This is a genomic window from Parvimonas parva, from assembly GCF_045866535.1.
Classification (GTDB): Bacteria; Bacillota; Clostridia; order Tissierellales; family Peptoniphilaceae; genus Parvimonas; species Parvimonas parva.
Map to the genome: position 1 here is coordinate 1407989 of NZ_AP038371.1, position 18004 is coordinate 1425992.

Below are 18004 nucleotides of genomic sequence, written 5' to 3' on the forward strand. Positions count from 1 at the left end.
CTAAAACTCCATTTTTATACTTCTTTTAAAAAGATTTTCCAAAACTTCCTTTGGATTCTTTTCATTATATATTATTTCGTAAACTGCATTTGTTATCGGCAATTCAACATCGTACTTTTTAGACAAATCCATTAAAGCCTTCGTTGTGAAATATCCCTCTGCAAGTTTTTCAAACTTTTCACCCTTTACAAACTTTTCTCCAAATTTTCTATTATTGCTAAATTCAGAAAAAACAGTCGCCTCATAATCACCAAGATGACAAAGTCCATAAGCACAAGTTTCATCGCCACCCATTTTGCCGATAAGCCTTGCAATCTCTCTTGTACCCCTTGACATAAGCGCACCTTTTAAAGAGCTTAAATTCATTCCGTCAAGCATTCCGGCAGCAATTCCGATGACATTTTTAGCACCTGCACCAATCTCATTTCCCAAAAGATTTGTACCATAATAAAATCTGATTAAATCACTTGAAAAAGCGTCAACTAATTTCTTAACCAATTCCCTATCATCAGAATCTATTACCATACAGTTTGGAATTCCATTTGTAAAATCTTGAACATGTCCCGGTCCAATCCAAACACCACAAGAAAAATTTTCTCCCAAAATGTCCCTTACAATTTTTGTAGGAGTAAATCCCGTCTTTATTTCAATTCCTTTCATACAAAGAATGATTGGAATATTTTTTTCTTTAAAAAGTTTTTCATTTTCGATAAGCAAATCTCTAAGGCCTTGAGTTCCAACAGAGATTATGATTAAATCTTTATCGAAAATATCTTTTATATTTGTAGTTAAAGCAATGGATTTTGGAATTTCAAGAAAATTATTTTTTCTACTTTCTAAAAAATTTTGCATATTTTTTGAATTTTCTCTACCAAATAAAGTTACATCGTTGCCTATCTTATCCAAATACCAAGCGATAAAACTTCCCCATCTTCCACAGCCTATAACACCTATTCTCATAAAAACTCCTAAACTTCTTCTAACATATCAATTCTTCTTTGATGACGACCACCCTCGAAGTCCTCTTCAATGAAAGTCTTGACAATATCCTTTGCAAGTTCAATCCCCGTAACTCTTGCACCCAAGCAAAGAACATTTGCGTTGTTGTGCTTTCTAGTCATTTTCGCAGAAAAACTTTCGCTACAAAGCCCTGCGCGAATACCTTTAACCTTATTACAAGCAATAGAAATCCCAATACCCGTTCCACAGATTGCAATACCCAAAGAATTTTCGTTTTCTAAAACTTTTTTACAAACAGCTTGTCCAAAAAGTGGATAGTCCACGCTTTTAGTTTCATCTGTTCCTACATTTATCACATCATGGCCCATTTCTTCCAAAAATTTTACAAGCTCATTTTTCATTTCAACCGCTGAATGGTCATTACCTATTATTATCTTCATAAAACTCTCCTTAAATATGTTATTTACTCACCTTATAATAATATATTTCCAAGTTATAGTCAAGTAGTAACTTATAAAGATACTGAAATATAAAAATATAAATTTAAGTAACTTTATAATTGACTTAATATAAAAAAAGGAGTATAATTATGTCATAGAATTAGCAAAACTTAACCCAACTACTGTATGCCGTCATATCTAGGAGGAAAAATGTACGATAAAGAACAAATTGTAAAAGACTTTAGCCCTTTGATAAAAGCGAGTATAAAAAAATATTTCAAAAATCACACAAGCTATGAAGATGCGTATCAGGACGGAGTTGTAAAAATTTTAGAGCTTTTAGAAAGCTATGTTGGTGGTGGAAAAGTTTCACTTGAATGTTATTTAAAATATCAATTAAAATTTTTTTATATGCAAAAATTTGCCAAAAGAAAAAGAGAAACAGAAAAAACAATCACAAAAATCTATCAAACAAAAGACGATGAAACAATCGAAGTCTTAGACCTAATTGTAGATGAAAATGCCAATACCGAAAAGGAAATAACAGAAAATGAAATGAGTGAAAAAGTAAAAGAAATTGTAAATACCCTACCCGAAAAGCAAAAACAGGTGATAGAATATAAATTTTATGAAAACTTAAAAAACAAGGAAATCGCAGAAAAAATGAAAATAAAAGAAGATACAGTCAAAGAATATTACAAAATCGCAAAGAAAAAACTAAAAACAAAATTTTTAGAAAATGATGTCAATGTTTTGTGAATTTTAAAGAGCTCAACGGAGTTCTTTTTTTGTGGAATAATTTTTCTATGAAATTTTTACAAAAATATGGTACAATATAATATGTATATTTATTTAAATTTTTAAGGAGAAAAAATGACAAATTTTATAGATGAAAAATATGATGTTGTTGTAATCGGTGCTGGACATGCCGGTTGTGAGGCGGGTCTTGCAAGTGGCAGACTTGGTCTTAAAACAGCGATTCTTACAATAAGTATGGATTCAGTTGCAGATATGCCCTGCAATCCAAATATAGGTGGTACAGGAAAGGGACATTTAGTTCGTGAAATCGACGCTCTTGGTGGAGAAATGGCGATTAATATCGACAAAACTTTTATCCAATCCAGAATGTTAAATACTTCGAAAGGCCCTGCCGTTCACAGTTTGCGTGTTCAGGCAGACAAAAAAATGTATCACACAGAGATGAAAAAAGTTTTGGAAAGCGAAAAAAATATAGACTTAATTCAAGCAGAGGTTAAGGAAATCTTAACTGAAAACAATGAAATAACAGGAGTTTTGACTACTTCAAACGAGATTTTCCCTGCAAAAGCTGTTATAGTTTGTACGGGTACTTACTTAAAATCTATGATTTTAATGGGAGAAAATTGTTATGAAAGTGGTCCAAACAACTGGAAATGTTCGACTTTTTTAAGTGAAAGTCTAAAGAATTTAGGTATTCCTCTTAGACGTTTCAAAACTGGAACTCCTGCCCGAGTGCATAGAGATAGTATCGACTATTCAAAAATGGATATTCAAAAAGGCGATGAAAATATAATTCCCTTTTCTTTTATGAATGAGGGAAAGGATATTGGAAATCATAAGGAAGATTGCTTTTTGACTTATACGACTTTGGAAACTAAAAAAATTATTGAGGATAATCTTCATAGAAGTCCAATGTATGCAGGTATCGTTAAGGGTGTAGGCCCTAGATATTGTCCATCTATTGAGGACAAAATTGTTCGCTTTAACGAAAAAGATGAGCATCAAGTTTTTATTGAGCCTGAGGGCTTGGATACGGCCGAAATGTATGTTCAAGGGGTTAGCAGTACCCTACCTCTTGAAGTGCAAAAACAAATGTATAAGAGCATTTTAGGTCTTGAAAATGTTAAGATAATGCGTCCTGCTTATGGGATTGAGTACGATTGTATCGACCCTACTATCTTAAGAGCGACACTTGAACACAAAGACATTAAAAATCTTTTCTTTGCCGGACAAATCAACGGTAGCTCGGGATATGAAGAGGCAGGAAGTCAAGGTATCATTGCCGGAATAAATGCGTCTTTGAATATTTTAGGAAAAGAGCCTTTTATTCTTACAAGAAGTGATGCATATATCGGGGTTTTGATTGACGATTTGATTACAAAAGGAACTGATGAGCCTTACAGAATGATGACTTCACGAACTGAATACAGACTTTCTTTAAGACAAGACAATGCAGATTTAAGACTTACAGAAAAGAGTTTTAACATAGGACTTGCTACTAAAGAACGTTTTGAAAAATGTATAAATAAAAAGAATTTAATCGAAAATGAAATCAAAAGATTAAAAGAAAATATCCTAACCCCAAAGGAAAATATCAATAACACTTTGGAATCCTTAGGAAGTATGAAACTAAAAACAGCTGTTAGTCTTTACGATTTAATCAAAAGACCTGAGCTTGACTACGAAATGGTAAAAGACTTGGATACAACTCGTGAGCCTTTGGACAGAGAAATTAAAATGCAAGTCCAAACTATGATAAAATATGAGGGATATATCGAAAAACAAAGTCATCAAATTGAGGCTTTCAAAAAACTTGAAAACAAAAAACTTGAAAATATCGACTACAATTCCCTATCAGGTCTTAGAATCGAGGCTGTTCAAAAACTTTCAAAATTCAGACCCGAAACAGTTGGACAGGCAAGTAGAATTTCAGGAGTTAGCCCGGCAGATATAAATGTTTTGCTTATACATCTTGAAACCATGAGGAGAAAAAATGGATAATTTAAAAACTTTGACCCAAAAAGAGGATATAATTTTAAGTGATGAGGCTTTAGAAAAATTTGAAACTTACAGAAAATTAATCGTTGAGTGGAATGAAAAAATAAATTTAACGGCAATAACTGACGAAGAATCGATGAATATAAAACATTTCTTAGATTGCCTATTGCTTACAAAAACGGGATTTTTTGAAGATGATAAAAAAGTTTTAGACGTTGGAACAGGAGCCGGTTTTCCCGCAATACCACTTAAACTTTATAACGAGAAATTAAATGTAACAATGCTTGACAGTTTAAATAAAAGAATAAAATTTTTAAATATTGTAATTGGTGATTTGAATTTAAAAAACATTTCTGCAATTCATGGACGTGCAGAAGAAGTTGGCAGACAAGAAGGATATAGAGAAAATTTTGATATAGTTAGCTCAAGAGCGGTTGCATCTCTTTGTTTACTTTTAGAATTTACAATCCCGTTTTTAAAAGTTGGTGGACTTTTCCTTGCGATGAAAGGTCCGTCATATCTTGAAGAAGTTGAAAATTCAAAAAACGCATTAAAAAAATTAAATTGCAAATTGGAAAAAGTTTTGAATTTTAAAATTTCACAAAATGGAGAAACTTCTGAAAGAAATATTTTAATTATAAGAAAAATAGAAAAAACTTCTGAAAAATTCCCAAGAAATATGGGACAAATAAAGAAGAAAACTTTATAAAGGAGGTATTATGAGTAACGAAATAAAATCATATTTAGCAATGCTTATTCAATCTGTTTCTATAGGTTTTTCATTTTTATTCATAAATATAGCGTTAAAAAGTACAAATACCATAAACTTATTGGCTCATAGATTTACAGTAACATTAATCTGTATGATATTATTTATGCTTTTTAAAAAAGAAAATTTGAAAATAAAAATGGAAGATTTTAAACGCATTGCCCCTCTTAGCTTAGCGTTTCCGATTATATTTTTCTTAAACCAAACAGTCGGTTACACAATGGTTACTTCATCACAATCAGGAATAATCTATGCACTTACTCCGATTTTAACATTTGTATTTGCAAAAATATTCATAAAAGAAAGAAACAATTTAAAACAATTTTTATTTATGATTCTTTCTATTTTAGGAATAGCCTTTATAAACTTAATGAAAGATTCAAACAGTGCGGATTTTAATTTACTTGGAAATATTATAATTTTAATTTCAGCAGGGGCATTTGGGATATATAATGTATTTGTTAGAAAAATAGCAAGCAAATACTCTCCTATTCAAATAGCTTATGTAGTTAATTTATGTGGATTTGTGTTTTTTAATGTAGTTGCAGTTGGAGATGGAATGATGAATAAAAATTTGCATTTATTTTTTAACGGATTTACAAATGTAGAATTTTTGATTTCATTATTTTATCTTTCAGTCATAACTACTTTTTTAACTATGATACTTGTAGCTTTTTCTCTTTCACATTTAGAGTCAACAACAGTTTCTCTATTTCAAAATGTAACAACGGTTGTAAATATATTAGTTGGAGTTTTTATCTTTGGAGATTTGCTAACAATTTATGATCACATAGGAATAATTGCAGTACTAATTGGTACAATAGGATTCAATCTTGCAAGAAATAAGGGTAATAGTTTAAAATCGTAAAAAATTAGCATTATTTTAAATTTTATATGTTTTTGATGTAATTATATGAATTGATGAAAAATATTTAAAAAACGAGGGTGTTTTTGCCCTCGTTTTTTTTGTAATTTTATTTTTTATTAAAATTTTATTTTTAATTACTTATCAAATTCCAATAGAAAAAGACGGTGTAAAAACCGTCTTTCAATTCATAGTTATTTTTTAATTACTTTATAATTCTAGTAGCTCCACAGAATGTATTTCCAAAGTAACTTCCAAAAAGATTACTTACGATAACACCTGTTCCAGGACTTGATGCGTGAACGAATTTATTGTTTCCAATATAGATTCCAACGTGTCCAACACTATCTCCACCATTGTTAAAGAATACTAAATCACCTTTTCTCAATTCTGATGCTGAAATTCTAGTACCGTCATTAATTTGAGTATATGATGTTCTACTTAAATTAATTCCAACTTGTTTGTAAGCATAATATACTAAACCTGAACAGTCAAATCCAACATTTGGATTAGCACTTGCCCAAACATAAGGCTTTCCAACTTGTGCTAAAGCAATATCTACAACTGTTTCAATATCAGCGCTATAAGATTTATTTTCTTGTTTTGGCGCTGGAGTTTTATTTTCTTCTACCTTTGGAGTTTCAGCTTTTTCTTCTACCTTTGGTTGTTCAACAACCGGTTTAGTTTCAGAAAGATATGATTTTATAACATAAGCAGTTTGTCCGTTAAATTCAAATTCTACCCAGTCCCCTTTATCAATACCGTTTACTTTTTCACCTTTTGATAAAAGTCCAAGTTTGTTTGAAGTTGCTGATTGTTCAGCTCTAACGTTTAAAGTTTCTGTCGCATAAAGACTTACTTTTTTAACAGGAGCTTGTTTAGGTTCTTCCGCTTTCTTTTCTTCCACCTTTGGAGTTTCAGCTTTTTCTTCCGCTTTCTTTTCTTCAGGTTTTACTTCAGTTTCTTTCTTTTCAGGCTCAACTTTTTCTTTAGTTAATACTGAAACGTCTATAACCCCAACTTTTCCATCAACAGAAACAGTTGCCTTTTTATCCCCACTCATTTCAACCTTAACAACAGCACCTTTTTCAATCTTTGCTATTGGTGTTTCTGTTTCGGCTAAAACAGGTTTTAATTCAACATCTTCTTTTATGTAAAAAGAATTTTCTTCTAATTCCGGCATTATAGTATCTTCTTCAGTAACTAATGAATATATATCATTTCTATTTGATAATTTTTGTAATCCTAAAACAGAAGGAGCCGTAACGAAATTTTCTGATTTATTACTTATTGAACTATTTATTTCTTCAATACTTGTACTATGAATTTTAACTTCAACCTTTTCCATTTCATCTGCATAAGAATTTGCTACCGGTAAAGCAGTACAAACTAATGCACATAACATAGATGTTGTTAACACTTTTTTTAGTTTCATAATTACCTCCTAACTTATAGACTTATTTTACAACAAGCATTGAAAAAAGTCAACAAAAAGTTACAAAAAAATTACAAAAAGTTACAAATCGGTTACAAAAGTTGTTTTTTTTGTTATTTTTAATGTTTCACGTGAAACAATTTAAAGAATTTAATTTCTATTTTTTATTCAATCATTTAATGACGTTTTTAATCAAGTGCTATCACGAGAATATTATTCATAAAAAACAAAACCGAATGTTTCACGTGAAACATTTTATAAATTTTTATTTGGATTTAAACTTTTTAAAAGAAAATATGGTATAATTAATATAGCTTTAAGTATATAAAGGTATATTAATTATAAAAGGAAGATATTATGAAAATTTTTGATGCTTTTAAAAAGAAAAAAGAAATGAGAATAATCTCTGTCTTTAATCAAAAGGGCGGTGTAGGAAAAACTACAACCGTTGTAAATTTAGCATCTGCTTTGGGTTTTAACAAGAAAAAAGTTCTAGTTATAGATATGGACCCTCAAGGCAATTCAACTTCAGGCTTAGGTGTTGAAGATGTTAATGCTACTGTTTATGACGTTCTAACTGGAGAAAAAGACATAAACGAAACTATTTATAAGACAAAATCTAAAAATGTTGACTTAATTCCTTCAAATTCAGACCTTTGTGGTCTTGAAATTGAGCTTTTAAGTGCTGATAAGAAAGAATTTTTATTAAAAAGCGAATTAGAAAAAATCCCTCAAAATTATGATTATGTTCTGATAGATTGTCCTCCGTCTTTAAGTATTTTAAGTATAAATTCTTTAGTTGCATCTCAAAGTGTGCTTATTCCAATTCAATGTGAATATTATGCACTTGAGGGAGTTAGCCAGCTTATGAATACTATTAATATAATAAGGAAAGGTTTAAATCCTGAACTTGAAATTGAGGGAGTTCTCCTTACAATGTACGACTCAAGAAATAATCTATCTGACGATGTTAAGGTCGAAACGGAAAATTATTTCAAAGATAAATTATTTAAGACTGTTATTCCTAGAAATATTCGTCTTGCTGAGGCGCCAAGTTTTGGAGAAAGTATAATCTATTATGATAAAAATTCTAAAGGGGCTGAAAGTTACCTATCTTTAGCTAAGGAATTAATTAAAAATAGGAGGAAGTGATGAAGAAAAAAGGTTTAGGTAGAGGTCTTGGCTCTCTTTTAAGAGAAGAAGACTTTATTACTGATGAAAATTTATTAACTGTTGATTTGGATAAACTTGTAGCAAGAGAAGACCAGCCTAGAAAAAACTTTGATGACGACAGTTTAAAAGAGTTGGCAGACTCAATCAAAGCGGACGGAGTTATCCAACCGATAGTTGTTAGAAAAGTTGGAGCTAAATACGAAATAATAGCAGGGGAACGTAGATTTAGAGCCTCAAAACTTGCAGGTCTTGAAAAAGTACCTGTGGTTGTAAAAAATGTTGATGATAGAAAGGCAAGAGAACTTGCATTAGTCGAAAATATACAAAGAGAGGACTTAAATCCTATTGAGGAGGCAATTTCCCTAAAAACTCTAATGGAGGAATATAAACTTACTCAACAAGAATTATCCGAAATAATTGGAAAGAGCAGGTCATATATTGCAAACAATTTAAGACTTTTAAATCTATCCGACTATATAAAAGAATATTTAATTCGTGGAGAGTTAAGCTCCAGCCAGGCAAGAACTTTACTTTCTTTAGAAAATGAAGATGAAAGAAAGAAATATCTTGAAAAATTATTAGTTAAGGAAGTAAATATTAGAGATGTTGAGAAAAAGGCAAAACAAACTAGAAATAAAAGCGAAGATATTTTTGTAAAAGATATTTGCGAGAGATTAACTGAAGTTTTGGACGCGAAGGTTAAAATTCACGCTAAGAAAAAAGGTGGAAAAATAGAAATTGACTATCTAAATGAGGCAGATTTGCAAAGAATAATTGACAGTTTGATGAATATTTACGATTTGGAGGATTAATATGATTTATGTAGATAATGGAGCTACTACTTTTCCTAAGCCTAAAGTAGTAACTGACAAAATTATGGAATGTTCTTTATATTACGCAGGAAATCCCGGTCGTAGTGGGCATAAACTTGCTATGAAAATGGATTTAGAAATATACGAAACTAGAGAAAAAATTTGTAAACTTATAAACGGAACTGAGCCACTTAATGTAATCTTTACTTTTAACGGTACGGACAGTCTTAATTTGGCGATAAAGGGAGTTTTAGAAAAGGGCGACCATGTGATTACAACTTCTATGGAGCATAATTCTGTTTTAAGACCTCTTAATCAGCTAAAAAAAGACGGTATAATCGATTTAAGCATTGTATATGCAGATGAGTATGGCTATGTGGATACACAAAAAATCTTTGATGCCGTTAAGCCAAATACAAAATTAATCGTAACAACTCATATGTCCAATGTTTTTGGAACTATTGTAGATATAAAGAGCATTGGTGCTTTTTGTAGAGAAAAAAATATAATTTATCTTGTAGATTCTGCACAATCTATCGGAGTTTTGGATATTGACGTTCAAGATATGAATATAGACTTGCTTGCTTTTCCGGGACATAAAGCCTTATTCGGTTCAATGGGAACGGGTGCTCTATATATAAAAGAAGGAATTAAAGTAAGATCATTAAAACAAGGTGGAACGGGTAGCTATTCACATAGTATCGACCAACCTGAATTGTACCCTGACAGCTTAGAAAGTGGAACTCCTAATGGTCTTGGAATCGTGGCTCTAGGCAAGGGAATTGACTTTATAAACGAAGTTGGGCTTGAAAATATCAGAAATCACGAGATAAGTTTAAAAAATCATTTTATAGAATTGTTAAAAGATAATGAGGATATTATTTTGTATGGAACTTTAGACGACAGACAAGGTGCCGTTGTCAGCTTAAATATAAAAGATATGGACAGCTCTGAGGTTTCCTACATTTTAAATAATGAATTCGACATTTATACAAGACCGGGTTTTCATTGTGCACCACTTGCACATAAAAGCCTTGGAACTGAAGAATTAGGTGCAGTCCGTTTTAGTTTTGGGTATTTTAATACCATTGAAGAAATTGAAACTTGTGTAAATGCTTTAATTAGTATAATAGAAAGGAATAAAAAATAGTGAATGCAATATTAGAATTTTTAAATTCATATTCAGGAATATTTTTAATATTGGTGTTATTTGTCCTTATATTTATAGCATATACATTCAACCAAATTAATAAAAAATTAAGTTTGCAAAAGAAAAAATACGATATGCTTTTAAGAGGACGTGGTGATTTGAATATGGGAGAATTGGTTCAAGCACATTCTTCAGATATTTTTGAGCTTAGCAAAAAAGTTGATGAGTTCAAGTCTGAAATTGAACTTGCAAAGAACAAATCAGCCTTTTCAATCCAAAAAATCGGATTTGTAAAATATGATGCTTTTTATGATTTAAAAAACAAACTATCTTATTCAATAGCTATGTTGGACAGCTTTAATAATGGACTGTTGCTAACTACAATTTACGGAAGAGAAAGTTGTATAACTTACGCAAAAGAAGTAAAAGCTGGCTCTGTTACTCAAGAGTTGTCAAAAGAAGAAGAAACAGCACTAAGGACGGCTTTAGAAAGAAAATGAGAAAGTTAATGTTTATTTTAAATCCGAACGCCTCAGGTTTTAAAAAATTTGATTTTAAAGAGGGTATCGAAGAGTATCTTAGGGGTAAAAAATTAAATTTTGAATATGAAATCAAATGCACTTCAAAAGAGGGAGATTCCGTTTTAATAGCAGAAAATGCAGTCAAAGACGGTTTTACAGAATTAATTGCAGTGGGTGGCGACGGAACGATAAATGAAGTTGGAGATGTGGTTGTAAAAAACAATCTTAAACTTGGTGTAATCCCTGCAGGTACGGGAAACGACTATATGAACAGTTTAGGCGAAACTTGTAATTTTATAATCTGTATGGAAAGAATCATAAAGGGTGAAACAAGATTTGTCGATTATGGAGAATTTTTAGGCAAGTCGTTTTTCAACATTGCATCTGTCGGTTTTGATGCAGAAGTTAATGATTGTGCTTTAAAAGTCAAAAAATTTATAAAAAGTGGTCTTTCTTACAAAATTGCAATAGTTTTGGCTCTTTTCAAACACAAGAGAAAGAGATACAGAATAATCGTTGATGATGTAGAATATGAAGATGACTATTTTCTAATAGCTATTGGGATTGGTAGCAAATACGGTGGAAAGATAAATATATTGCCTTTGGCCGATATGTATGACGGACTTCTTGATATATGCGCTATCAAATATAAGTCAAAATTTGATATAATAAAGAAGATAAAAACAATTGTAAATGCAACTCATGTTAAGGAGGATATTACCTCATATTTCAAGGCTAAGAAAATCAAAATTTTCTCAGAAAATATTGAAATAAACTTTGACGGAGAGTATATGTCGGGAGTTAATGAGGTTGAATTTACAATAAGTGATAAAAAAATTGAAGTTATAATGTAGGAGGAAATTATGGATATTTTTAAAGAATTAGTTGGAAAAATCGAAGGAACAAACAAAAAAATTGTTTTTCCGGAAGGAGAAGATGCAAGAGTTTTAGGAGCCTGTGTTAGATTAAAAAAAGACGGACTTATAACTCCGATAGTGTTGGGAAATGTTGAAGAAGTTAAAAAAACTGCCGAAAAATTAAATGTTTCTATTGATGATATAGAAATTATCGACCCATTAAAAGCAAGTGATTTTGACGAAATGGTTGATAAATTCGTAGAGTTAAGAAAAGGAAAGAACACAAAAGAACAAGCTGTTGAATTTATAAAAGACGTAAATTACTACGGAACAATGTTAGTACAACTTGGAAAAGCTGACGGAATGGTTAGTGGTGCAATTCACTCAACAGGAGATACAGTAAGACCTGCTTTACAAATCGTAAAAACTAAACCAAATGTTTCAAGAACAAGTGGAGCAATGGTTATGCTTGGAAAAAACGGAGAAAGATATGTATTCGCCGACATAGCGATAAATATTACATTAGAGGCTAGACAATTAGCTGAAATAGCTGTTGAAACTGCAAAAACTGCCGAAATTTTTGGAATCGACCCAAAAGTTGCGATGCTTAGTTTCTCAACAAAAGGCTCTGCAAAACACGAATTCTCTGAAAAAGTTGCGGAGGCTACAAAAATAGCAAAAGAATTAGCTCCTGAATTAGCATTGGACGGAGAACTACAATTTGATGCAAGTATAGTTCCATCAGTTGCAGAACAAAAAGCAAAAGGTTCAAAAGTTGCAGGATATGCAAATGTATTTATCTTCCCGGATTTACAATCAGGAAACATAGGATACAAAATTGCACAAAGACTTGGTGGATTTGAGGCAATAGGCCCAATCTTACAAGGACTTAACAAACCAATCTCAGACCTTTCAAGAGGCTGTAACGAAGAAGATGTTTACAAACTTGCAATAATAACAGCAGCTCAAAGTTTATAGAAAAAACAAAAAAGTAGGAAATTTCCTACTTTTTTTATAGAATAAATTTTATTGTTAAACAACAAGGTTTCCTTAGTATATAACTGATGCAAAACATCACTTAAAGCTACAGCTAATTTTGTAGCTAAAGTTAAGGAAAGTTTCACGTTTTAAGATTTACATTTAAAGTTCCTATTCGTCGTGTTGAGGCTTTTGTTTTTAAAAGTACTACAAAGTGAAATATTATTTTTAAAATACTTGATTTTATTTTGTTTTTGATGTATAATGCTTTAAGATAATTTAATAGAAGATAGAGGAGCGAAACTTATCAGTAGCTGATTAAATGGATTAAAGCGTCCACAGTGAAAGGAATTTTCGCCGAAGTGTATGACTTGCTTTAGGGTCATATTGCTGGGCGTTCACAAAATATGTGTTCGACTGTCACGATTTTTATTGTGTTGGGCTATCATTGGAGTATGTATTTTACACCTCGAATGTCCTTCGAGGTGTTTTTTTATCCTATGAATTGAATCCTCTATGAACAAATTATCAAAATATTTTTAGGAGGGTTCAATATGAACAGAAAAAATTTAATTTTTATTTCTTCGGCTGTTCTAATTTTTGTTTTTGTATGTGTTTTTGGAACTCAAATTAGAGAGCTTGTAAATGCAAATGGAATTATCACGATAGTTCCACCACTTTTAGCTATTGTTTTAGCTTTTATCACAAAGAATGTAGTCGTTTCCCTATTTTTAGGTATTTTATTCGGCTCATTAATTTTACAAATCAGGTCGGGTATGAGCTTTTTGCCAAGTCTTGTTTTTGCTTTTATGGATTTAATCTCACGTTGTTTAAACTCTTTAGCTGACCCTTGGAATGCAGGAATAATCTTGCAAGTTTTATGTATCGGTGGAGTTATAAACTTGGTTGGGAAAATGGGTGGTGCAAAAGCAGTTGCCGAATCTCTTTCAAAAAAGGCAAAATCCTCAAAAGGAGCTCAAATCATTTCCATACTTTTAGGAATTTTAGTTTTCTTTGATGACTATGCCAACTCTCTAATCGTAGGTCCTATTATGCGACCGGTTTATGATAAAATGAAAATTTCAAGAGAAAAACTTGCTTTTGTTATCGATGCAACCGCTGCTCCAATCGCAGGTCTTGCAATCATTTCAACTTGGATTGGTCTTGAAGTTGGGCTTATTCACGATGCTTTTAATGGTCTTAATATTGAAGTGGATTCCTTTGGTATATTTTTAAGCACAATTCCTTACAGATTTTACAATATTTTAATTTTGATTTTTATCGTTGCCAGCGCTTTAATGGTTAGAGAGTTTGGTGCTATGAGAAAAGTTGAATATATAGCAAGAAGAAAAGGCAATGAAAAAACAACTACAAACAGCGAGCAAATGAATGATTTAAAACCTAAAGACGGAATAAAACTTAGCATCTGGAATGCTATTATCCCAATCGGGGTGCTTATCATAAGCTCACTTATGGCTTTTTATTACAGTGGATATTCAACAATTTTATCTGGAGAAAATAAGGAATTAATCGTGGACTTAACTAAAAATCCATTCTCTTTTAGCTCAATTAGAGAATGTTTTTCATCAGCTGACGCCTCAAACGCTCTTTTCCAATCATCAGTATTTTCATCAATAGTTGCCATTTTCTTAGCTAAGGTTAAAAATATTTACACTCTATCCGAGGCGATTGATGAGTGGATAAATGGAATGAAAACATTGATAATTACAGGAGTTATCCTTATTTTAGCTTGGTCTTTAAGCTCTGTAATAAAAGAAGTTGGAACGGCAAAATTCTTGATAAGTTATCTTTCAGGAACCTTACCAAAATTTATATTGCCAAGCATAATATTTATTTTAGGCTCAATCATATCTTTTTCAACAGGAACTGCCTTTGGTACAATGGGAATTTTGATGCCACTTGCAATACCTCTTGCACATTCAATTTCCCCTGATATGAACTATATAATAGTTTCAACTTCAGCAGTTTTAACCGGAGCGATATTCGGCGACCACTGTTCTCCAATATCCGACACTACGATTTTATCCTCAATGGGAGCAAGTTGCAATCATATCGACCACGTAAAGACACAAATGCCTTATGCGATTTATATTGCAATAATAACTATTTTATGTGGATATATCCCTTCAGGTTTCGGATTACCTTTCTATGTAACACTACCCGTTGCAATATTTGTTGTAGTTGCAGGACTTAGAATTATAGGAAAGAGAACTGACATAGATGATACAAAATTTGAAGAAAAATTAAGAAAAGAAGGATTTGAAATTTAGGTGGTAAGTTTAACTTATCACCTTTTTTGATGCTAAAGTTTCATAATATTTACTATTTAAAGATTATCTAAAACGAAAATATGATATAATAAATGTAGTTTTGTGTTTTTTACAAAAATATATTTATTTCATCATATTTACCATTAAAAAATTATCTAAAGAGGAAATATGATATAATATTACAAAGGAGTGATTTTGTGAAGATTTTAATTGTTGAAGATGATGAGAATATTTTTGAAATGCTAAAAAGGGAACTTTTGCTTTGGAATTATGAAGTTTGTGGTATTTCAAATTTTAATAAAATAGTTGAAGAATTTTTGGACTGCCAGCCACATTTAGTTTTAATGGACATTATGTTGCCATACAATAATGGCTATTTTTGGTGCGAAGAAATTCGTAAGCTTTCCAATGTTCCGATTATTTTCATTTCTTCAAAGAGCGAGAATATCGACATTGTTATGGGTATTCAATTCGGCGCTGACGACTATATCACAAAACCTATCGACTTGAATGTTACTTTGGCAAAGATTAAGGCGATTCTTAGAAGAAGTTACGACTTCACAAAAGACATTGATTTTTTAAACTTTGGCGAAGTTTATCTATATCTTGACAAAAACAAAATAAAATTTAAAGAAAAAGAAATTTCATTGACAAATACAGAAAAATTAATCTTGGAAACTCTTTTTAAAGCCAAAGGCTCTATCGCATCGAGGGAGTCCATTATGGAAAAATGTTGGCATGGAGATGATTATATAGACGACAACACTTTGGCGGTTAATATAACAAGACTTAGAAAGAAGTTTTTTGATATTGAGTTGAAAGATTTTATCCAAACTAAAAAAGGAAGTGGATATTATCTAAATTTTAAGGAGTAAAAAATGGATAAATTGAAAAAATATTTTGTAAAAGTTTTACCCGTAACTGTTGCTACAATCCTAATATTATCTATTTTTTTGATTGTTTTTTTACTTTTAAATATAGACCTGCAAGGCTATTTTTTAGCCTTTGACATTATTGTTTTCTTCTATTTCATCTACTTAATATTTATGGTATTTTTACACAATCGAGAAGAAAATTTAAAACAGCAAATAAAATATTTGGAAAAGAAAAATTTAAGCCTTAGAAATGAATTTTTAGCAAAAGAAAAAGAATTACAGGAATATTTTTTAATCTGGATTCATCAGATAAAGACTCCGATAACTGCAGGGAAACTCATTTGTGATAGCGACGTAGAAAACGAAAATGCTAAAAATGTAAAAAAAGAATTAATCTACATTGAGGATTATACAAATATGGCTTTAAGCTATCTAAAAATGATGAATCACAATACGGATATGGATATTTCTTTTGTAAATTTAGACGATATAATAAGTCCGTTAATCAAAAAATATGCGATTCTTTTCATTTCAAACAATATAAAGCTGGAATACAAAAAGCTGAATACAAGAGTAATTACAGACAGCAAATGGTGTATGGTGGTAATCGAGCAACTTATATCAAACGCAATAAAATACAGTAAAAACGGAGTTGTTTCAATAACTTTTAACAAAGACGAAAATTACCTTGAAATAAAGGACAACGGAATCGGGATAAAAGAATCCGACCTTCCAAAAATTTTTGACAAAGGATATTCAGGCTTTAACGGACGACAAAACCAAAAATCAACCGGAATAGGTCTGTTTTTAGTAAAACAAATCTTGGAAAAACTTGGACAGAAAATACTATTAGAATCAAAAATAGGCGAAGGAACGACTGTAAAAGTCTATTTCAATATGGATTAGGAGGAAATTTTAAACAAATGAAAATCAAAAGGATTGATAACTATACAAACGAATTATTCTCACAAATTGTTTTAAATCAGAGAGGTGCTTTTTTAGTTGATGAAAAGCCTTATGAGGTAGAAATTATTTCAAATGATAGCGCTATTGTTAGAGGTAAAAATAGTAATTTTTTTGAAAAAATTATTGAAGAATTTAGGTACTATTCACCTCATATAACTAATTTTTTTGATGAAGAAAACAAAAAAATTTGTTCCTTTGAAAAAGAAAATATTTTAAAATTGAAAATAAATACAATTCAGCCATCTCAATTTTATGTAGATAAAGACAAAGTCAATGCACTTGAAAATTTTATAAAAAAGTCGGAAGATATTGTAATTCAAGTCGTGAATTACAATGACGAATATGTATGTGTTGACGGACATACAAGGCTTTTTATGGCTATGCTAAAAAATTTTAAAAATGTTTATGCAATAGAAACAGATTTTGACAAGGATACTGCCTACTTTGTTTCTCAAGCAAAAAACAAAAATATTTTTACAATAAAAGATTTAAAACTTGTATCTCATAGTGATTATAAAAAATTGTGGATTGATTTTTGTGATAGCTATTTTAATATAGATTAGGAGAATTTTATGTTTTATGTATATATAATTTCTAATAATTTTAGAAATGTTTTGTATATTGGTGTCACAAGAAATATTGAAAGAAGATTATATGAACATAAAAACAAATTAATTGATGGCTTTTCTAAAAAATATAATTTGAATGTATTACTTTTTTATGAAACTACAGAATATGCTTTAGATGCAATCGCTCGAGAAAAACAGTTGAAGAAGTGGAATAGAGATAAAAAATTTGTCTTGATTAAATCTGTAAATCCTAAATTAAGAGATTTATCAGAAGATTGGTGATTCTTATACGAATCCTTTACAGGACTTACAATTATTTGTAAACAAATAATTGTAATGAGATCTCTCCGCTTCATTCGTTTCACTCATTTCGGTCGAGATGACGTGGTCAGGAAAATTTCTTTACAAAGTGCTATGACGTGAAATATTTAATTTTCAATGCAACTTTTAAATAATATTTGAGACTTCTTTACTTTTAACGTCTAGATATTAAACGAAGTTTTCTCCTTATACGTCATTTCGACCGGAGTGTAACGGAGTGGAGAAATCTCATACTTTTGCTTTAGCAAAAGTAAATGTATCATAG

18 protein-coding genes and 1 riboswitch are annotated in these 18004 nt (G+C 30.8%); of the genes, 15 read left to right on the forward strand and 3 right to left on the reverse strand.

Annotation, left to right across the window (positions count from 1 at the left end):
- Window positions 1-960: an NAD(P)H-dependent glycerol-3-phosphate dehydrogenase gene (locus ACKTSI_RS06975; protein WP_407862792.1), complete on the reverse strand. Its 960-nt coding sequence runs from the start codon at window positions 958-960 to the stop codon at window positions 1-3.
- Between the two features lie 8 nt (window positions 961-968).
- Window positions 969-1400 carry a ribose 5-phosphate isomerase B gene (rpiB, locus tag ACKTSI_RS06980; RefSeq protein ID WP_201274901.1) on the reverse strand — a complete coding sequence of 144 codons (432 nt, stop codon included), beginning with the start codon at window positions 1398-1400 and terminating at the stop codon, window positions 969-971.
- A gap of 210 nt (window positions 1401-1610) precedes the next feature.
- On the opposite strand from rpiB, the gene ACKTSI_RS06985 reads away from it, so the two are divergent.
- From ACKTSI_RS06985 to ACKTSI_RS07000, 4 genes are all read left to right on the forward strand, one after another.
- A complete protein-coding gene (locus ACKTSI_RS06985) occupies window positions 1611-2159 on the forward strand; it encodes an RNA polymerase sigma factor (RefSeq protein ID WP_407862793.1) in 549 nt (182 codons plus the stop codon).
- A gap of 114 nt (window positions 2160-2273) precedes the next feature.
- Complete coding sequence (gene mnmG / locus ACKTSI_RS06990) at window positions 2274-4160, forward strand: tRNA uridine-5-carboxymethylaminomethyl(34) synthesis enzyme MnmG (RefSeq protein ID WP_407862794.1); 1887 nt, start codon at window positions 2274-2276, stop codon at window positions 4158-4160.
- Window positions 4153-4866 (forward strand): 16S rRNA (guanine(527)-N(7))-methyltransferase RsmG, encoded by a 714-nt coding sequence (rsmG, locus tag ACKTSI_RS06995; protein ID WP_407862795.1) that lies wholly within the window; start codon window positions 4153-4155, stop codon window positions 4864-4866. The genes mnmG and rsmG overlap by 8 nt, the downstream gene beginning before the upstream one ends.
- A gap of 10 nt (window positions 4867-4876) precedes the next feature.
- Window positions 4877-5794: a DMT family transporter gene (locus tag ACKTSI_RS07000; RefSeq protein ID WP_068473372.1), complete on the forward strand. Its 918-nt coding sequence runs from the start codon at window positions 4877-4879 to the stop codon at window positions 5792-5794.
- A 202-nt stretch (window positions 5795-5996) separates the two neighbouring features.
- Here ACKTSI_RS07000 and ACKTSI_RS07005 read toward each other — a convergent pair whose 3' ends face one another.
- Complete coding sequence (locus ACKTSI_RS07005; protein WP_407862796.1) at window positions 5997-7226, reverse strand: NlpC/P60 family protein; 1230 nt, start codon at window positions 7224-7226, stop codon at window positions 5997-5999.
- 357 nt (window positions 7227-7583) lie between these two features.
- On the opposite strand from ACKTSI_RS07005, the gene ACKTSI_RS07010 reads away from it, so the two are divergent.
- From ACKTSI_RS07010 to ACKTSI_RS07060, 11 genes are all read left to right on the forward strand, one after another.
- Window positions 7584-8378, forward strand: coding sequence for a ParA family protein (locus ACKTSI_RS07010; protein ID WP_407862797.1), 795 nt, complete (start codon window positions 7584-7586; stop codon window positions 8376-8378).
- A complete protein-coding gene (locus tag ACKTSI_RS07015; RefSeq protein WP_201274893.1) occupies window positions 8378-9211 on the forward strand; it encodes a ParB/RepB/Spo0J family partition protein in 834 nt (277 codons plus the stop codon). Before ACKTSI_RS07010 ends, ACKTSI_RS07015 begins: the two co-directional genes overlap by 1 nt.
- A gap of 1 nt (window position 9212) precedes the next feature.
- Window positions 9213-10361 (forward strand): aminotransferase class V-fold PLP-dependent enzyme, encoded by a 1149-nt coding sequence (locus ACKTSI_RS07020; protein ID WP_407862798.1) that lies wholly within the window; start codon window positions 9213-9215, stop codon window positions 10359-10361.
- Window positions 10361-10861 carry a DUF4446 family protein gene (locus ACKTSI_RS07025; RefSeq protein WP_407862799.1) on the forward strand — a complete coding sequence of 167 codons (501 nt, stop codon included), beginning with the start codon at window positions 10361-10363 and terminating at the stop codon, window positions 10859-10861. Before ACKTSI_RS07020 ends, ACKTSI_RS07025 begins: the two co-directional genes overlap by 1 nt.
- Complete coding sequence (locus ACKTSI_RS07030; protein ID WP_407862800.1) at window positions 10858-11736, forward strand: diacylglycerol/lipid kinase family protein; 879 nt, start codon at window positions 10858-10860, stop codon at window positions 11734-11736. Before ACKTSI_RS07025 ends, ACKTSI_RS07030 begins: the two co-directional genes overlap by 4 nt.
- Window positions 11737-11745: 9 nt before the next feature.
- A complete protein-coding gene (pta, locus tag ACKTSI_RS07035; RefSeq protein ID WP_201274889.1) occupies window positions 11746-12717 on the forward strand; it encodes a phosphate acetyltransferase in 972 nt (323 codons plus the stop codon).
- Between the two features lie 282 nt (window positions 12718-12999).
- A riboswitch (Lysine riboswitch) is annotated at window positions 13000-13170 on the forward strand.
- A 101-nt stretch (window positions 13171-13271) separates the two neighbouring features.
- A complete protein-coding gene (locus ACKTSI_RS07040; RefSeq protein ID WP_407862801.1) occupies window positions 13272-15008 on the forward strand; it encodes a Na+/H+ antiporter NhaC family protein in 1737 nt (578 codons plus the stop codon).
- A gap of 197 nt (window positions 15009-15205) precedes the next feature.
- A complete protein-coding gene (locus ACKTSI_RS07045; protein WP_068473343.1) occupies window positions 15206-15883 on the forward strand; it encodes a response regulator transcription factor in 678 nt (225 codons plus the stop codon).
- A 3-nt stretch (window positions 15884-15886) separates the two neighbouring features.
- Window positions 15887-16789: a sensor histidine kinase gene (locus tag ACKTSI_RS07050; RefSeq protein WP_201274887.1), complete on the forward strand. Its 903-nt coding sequence runs from the start codon at window positions 15887-15889 to the stop codon at window positions 16787-16789.
- Window positions 16790-16806: 17 nt separating this feature from the next.
- Window positions 16807-17412 carry a hypothetical protein gene (locus tag ACKTSI_RS07055; protein WP_201274886.1) on the forward strand — a complete coding sequence of 202 codons (606 nt, stop codon included), beginning with the start codon at window positions 16807-16809 and terminating at the stop codon, window positions 17410-17412.
- Window positions 17413-17421: 9 nt separating this feature from the next.
- Window positions 17422-17700, forward strand: coding sequence for a GIY-YIG nuclease family protein (locus ACKTSI_RS07060; protein WP_201274885.1), 279 nt, complete (start codon window positions 17422-17424; stop codon window positions 17698-17700).
- The last annotated feature ends 304 nt before the right edge of the window (window positions 17701-18004 follow it).

What these genes read in the sequence shown, in the direction of transcription:
- ACKTSI_RS06975 (WP_407862792.1), bottom strand. Translation starts at nt 960, where the DNA reads ATGAGAATAGGTGTTATAGGCTGTGGAAGATGGGGAAGTTTTATCGCT.
- rpiB (WP_201274901.1), bottom strand. Translation starts at nt 1,400, where the DNA reads ATGAAGATAATAATAGGTAATGACCATTCAGCGGTTGAAATGAAAAAT.
- ACKTSI_RS06985 (WP_407862793.1), top strand. Translation starts at nt 1,611, where the DNA reads ATGTACGATAAAGAACAAATTGTAAAAGACTTTAGCCCTTTGATAAAA.
- mnmG (WP_407862794.1), top strand. Translation starts at nt 2,274, where the DNA reads ATGACAAATTTTATAGATGAAAAATATGATGTTGTTGTAATCGGTGCT.
- rsmG (WP_407862795.1), top strand. Translation starts at nt 4,153, where the DNA reads ATGGATAATTTAAAAACTTTGACCCAAAAAGAGGATATAATTTTAAGT.
- ACKTSI_RS07000 (WP_068473372.1), top strand. Translation starts at nt 4,877, where the DNA reads ATGAGTAACGAAATAAAATCATATTTAGCAATGCTTATTCAATCTGTT.
- ACKTSI_RS07005 (WP_407862796.1), bottom strand. Translation starts at nt 7,226, where the DNA reads ATGAAACTAAAAAAAGTGTTAACAACATCTATGTTATGTGCATTAGTT.
- ACKTSI_RS07010 (WP_407862797.1), top strand. Translation starts at nt 7,584, where the DNA reads ATGAAAATTTTTGATGCTTTTAAAAAGAAAAAAGAAATGAGAATAATC.
- ACKTSI_RS07015 (WP_201274893.1), top strand. Translation starts at nt 8,378, where the DNA reads ATGAAGAAAAAAGGTTTAGGTAGAGGTCTTGGCTCTCTTTTAAGAGAA.
- ACKTSI_RS07020 (WP_407862798.1), top strand. Translation starts at nt 9,213, where the DNA reads ATGATTTATGTAGATAATGGAGCTACTACTTTTCCTAAGCCTAAAGTA.
- ACKTSI_RS07030 (WP_407862800.1), top strand. Translation starts at nt 10,858, where the DNA reads ATGAGAAAGTTAATGTTTATTTTAAATCCGAACGCCTCAGGTTTTAAA.
- pta (WP_201274889.1), top strand. Translation starts at nt 11,746, where the DNA reads ATGGATATTTTTAAAGAATTAGTTGGAAAAATCGAAGGAACAAACAAA.
- ACKTSI_RS07040 (WP_407862801.1), top strand. Translation starts at nt 13,272, where the DNA reads ATGAACAGAAAAAATTTAATTTTTATTTCTTCGGCTGTTCTAATTTTT.
- ACKTSI_RS07050 (WP_201274887.1), top strand. Translation starts at nt 15,887, where the DNA reads ATGGATAAATTGAAAAAATATTTTGTAAAAGTTTTACCCGTAACTGTT.
- ACKTSI_RS07055 (WP_201274886.1), top strand. Translation starts at nt 16,807, where the DNA reads ATGAAAATCAAAAGGATTGATAACTATACAAACGAATTATTCTCACAA.
- ACKTSI_RS07060 (WP_201274885.1), top strand. Translation starts at nt 17,422, where the DNA reads ATGTTTTATGTATATATAATTTCTAATAATTTTAGAAATGTTTTGTAT.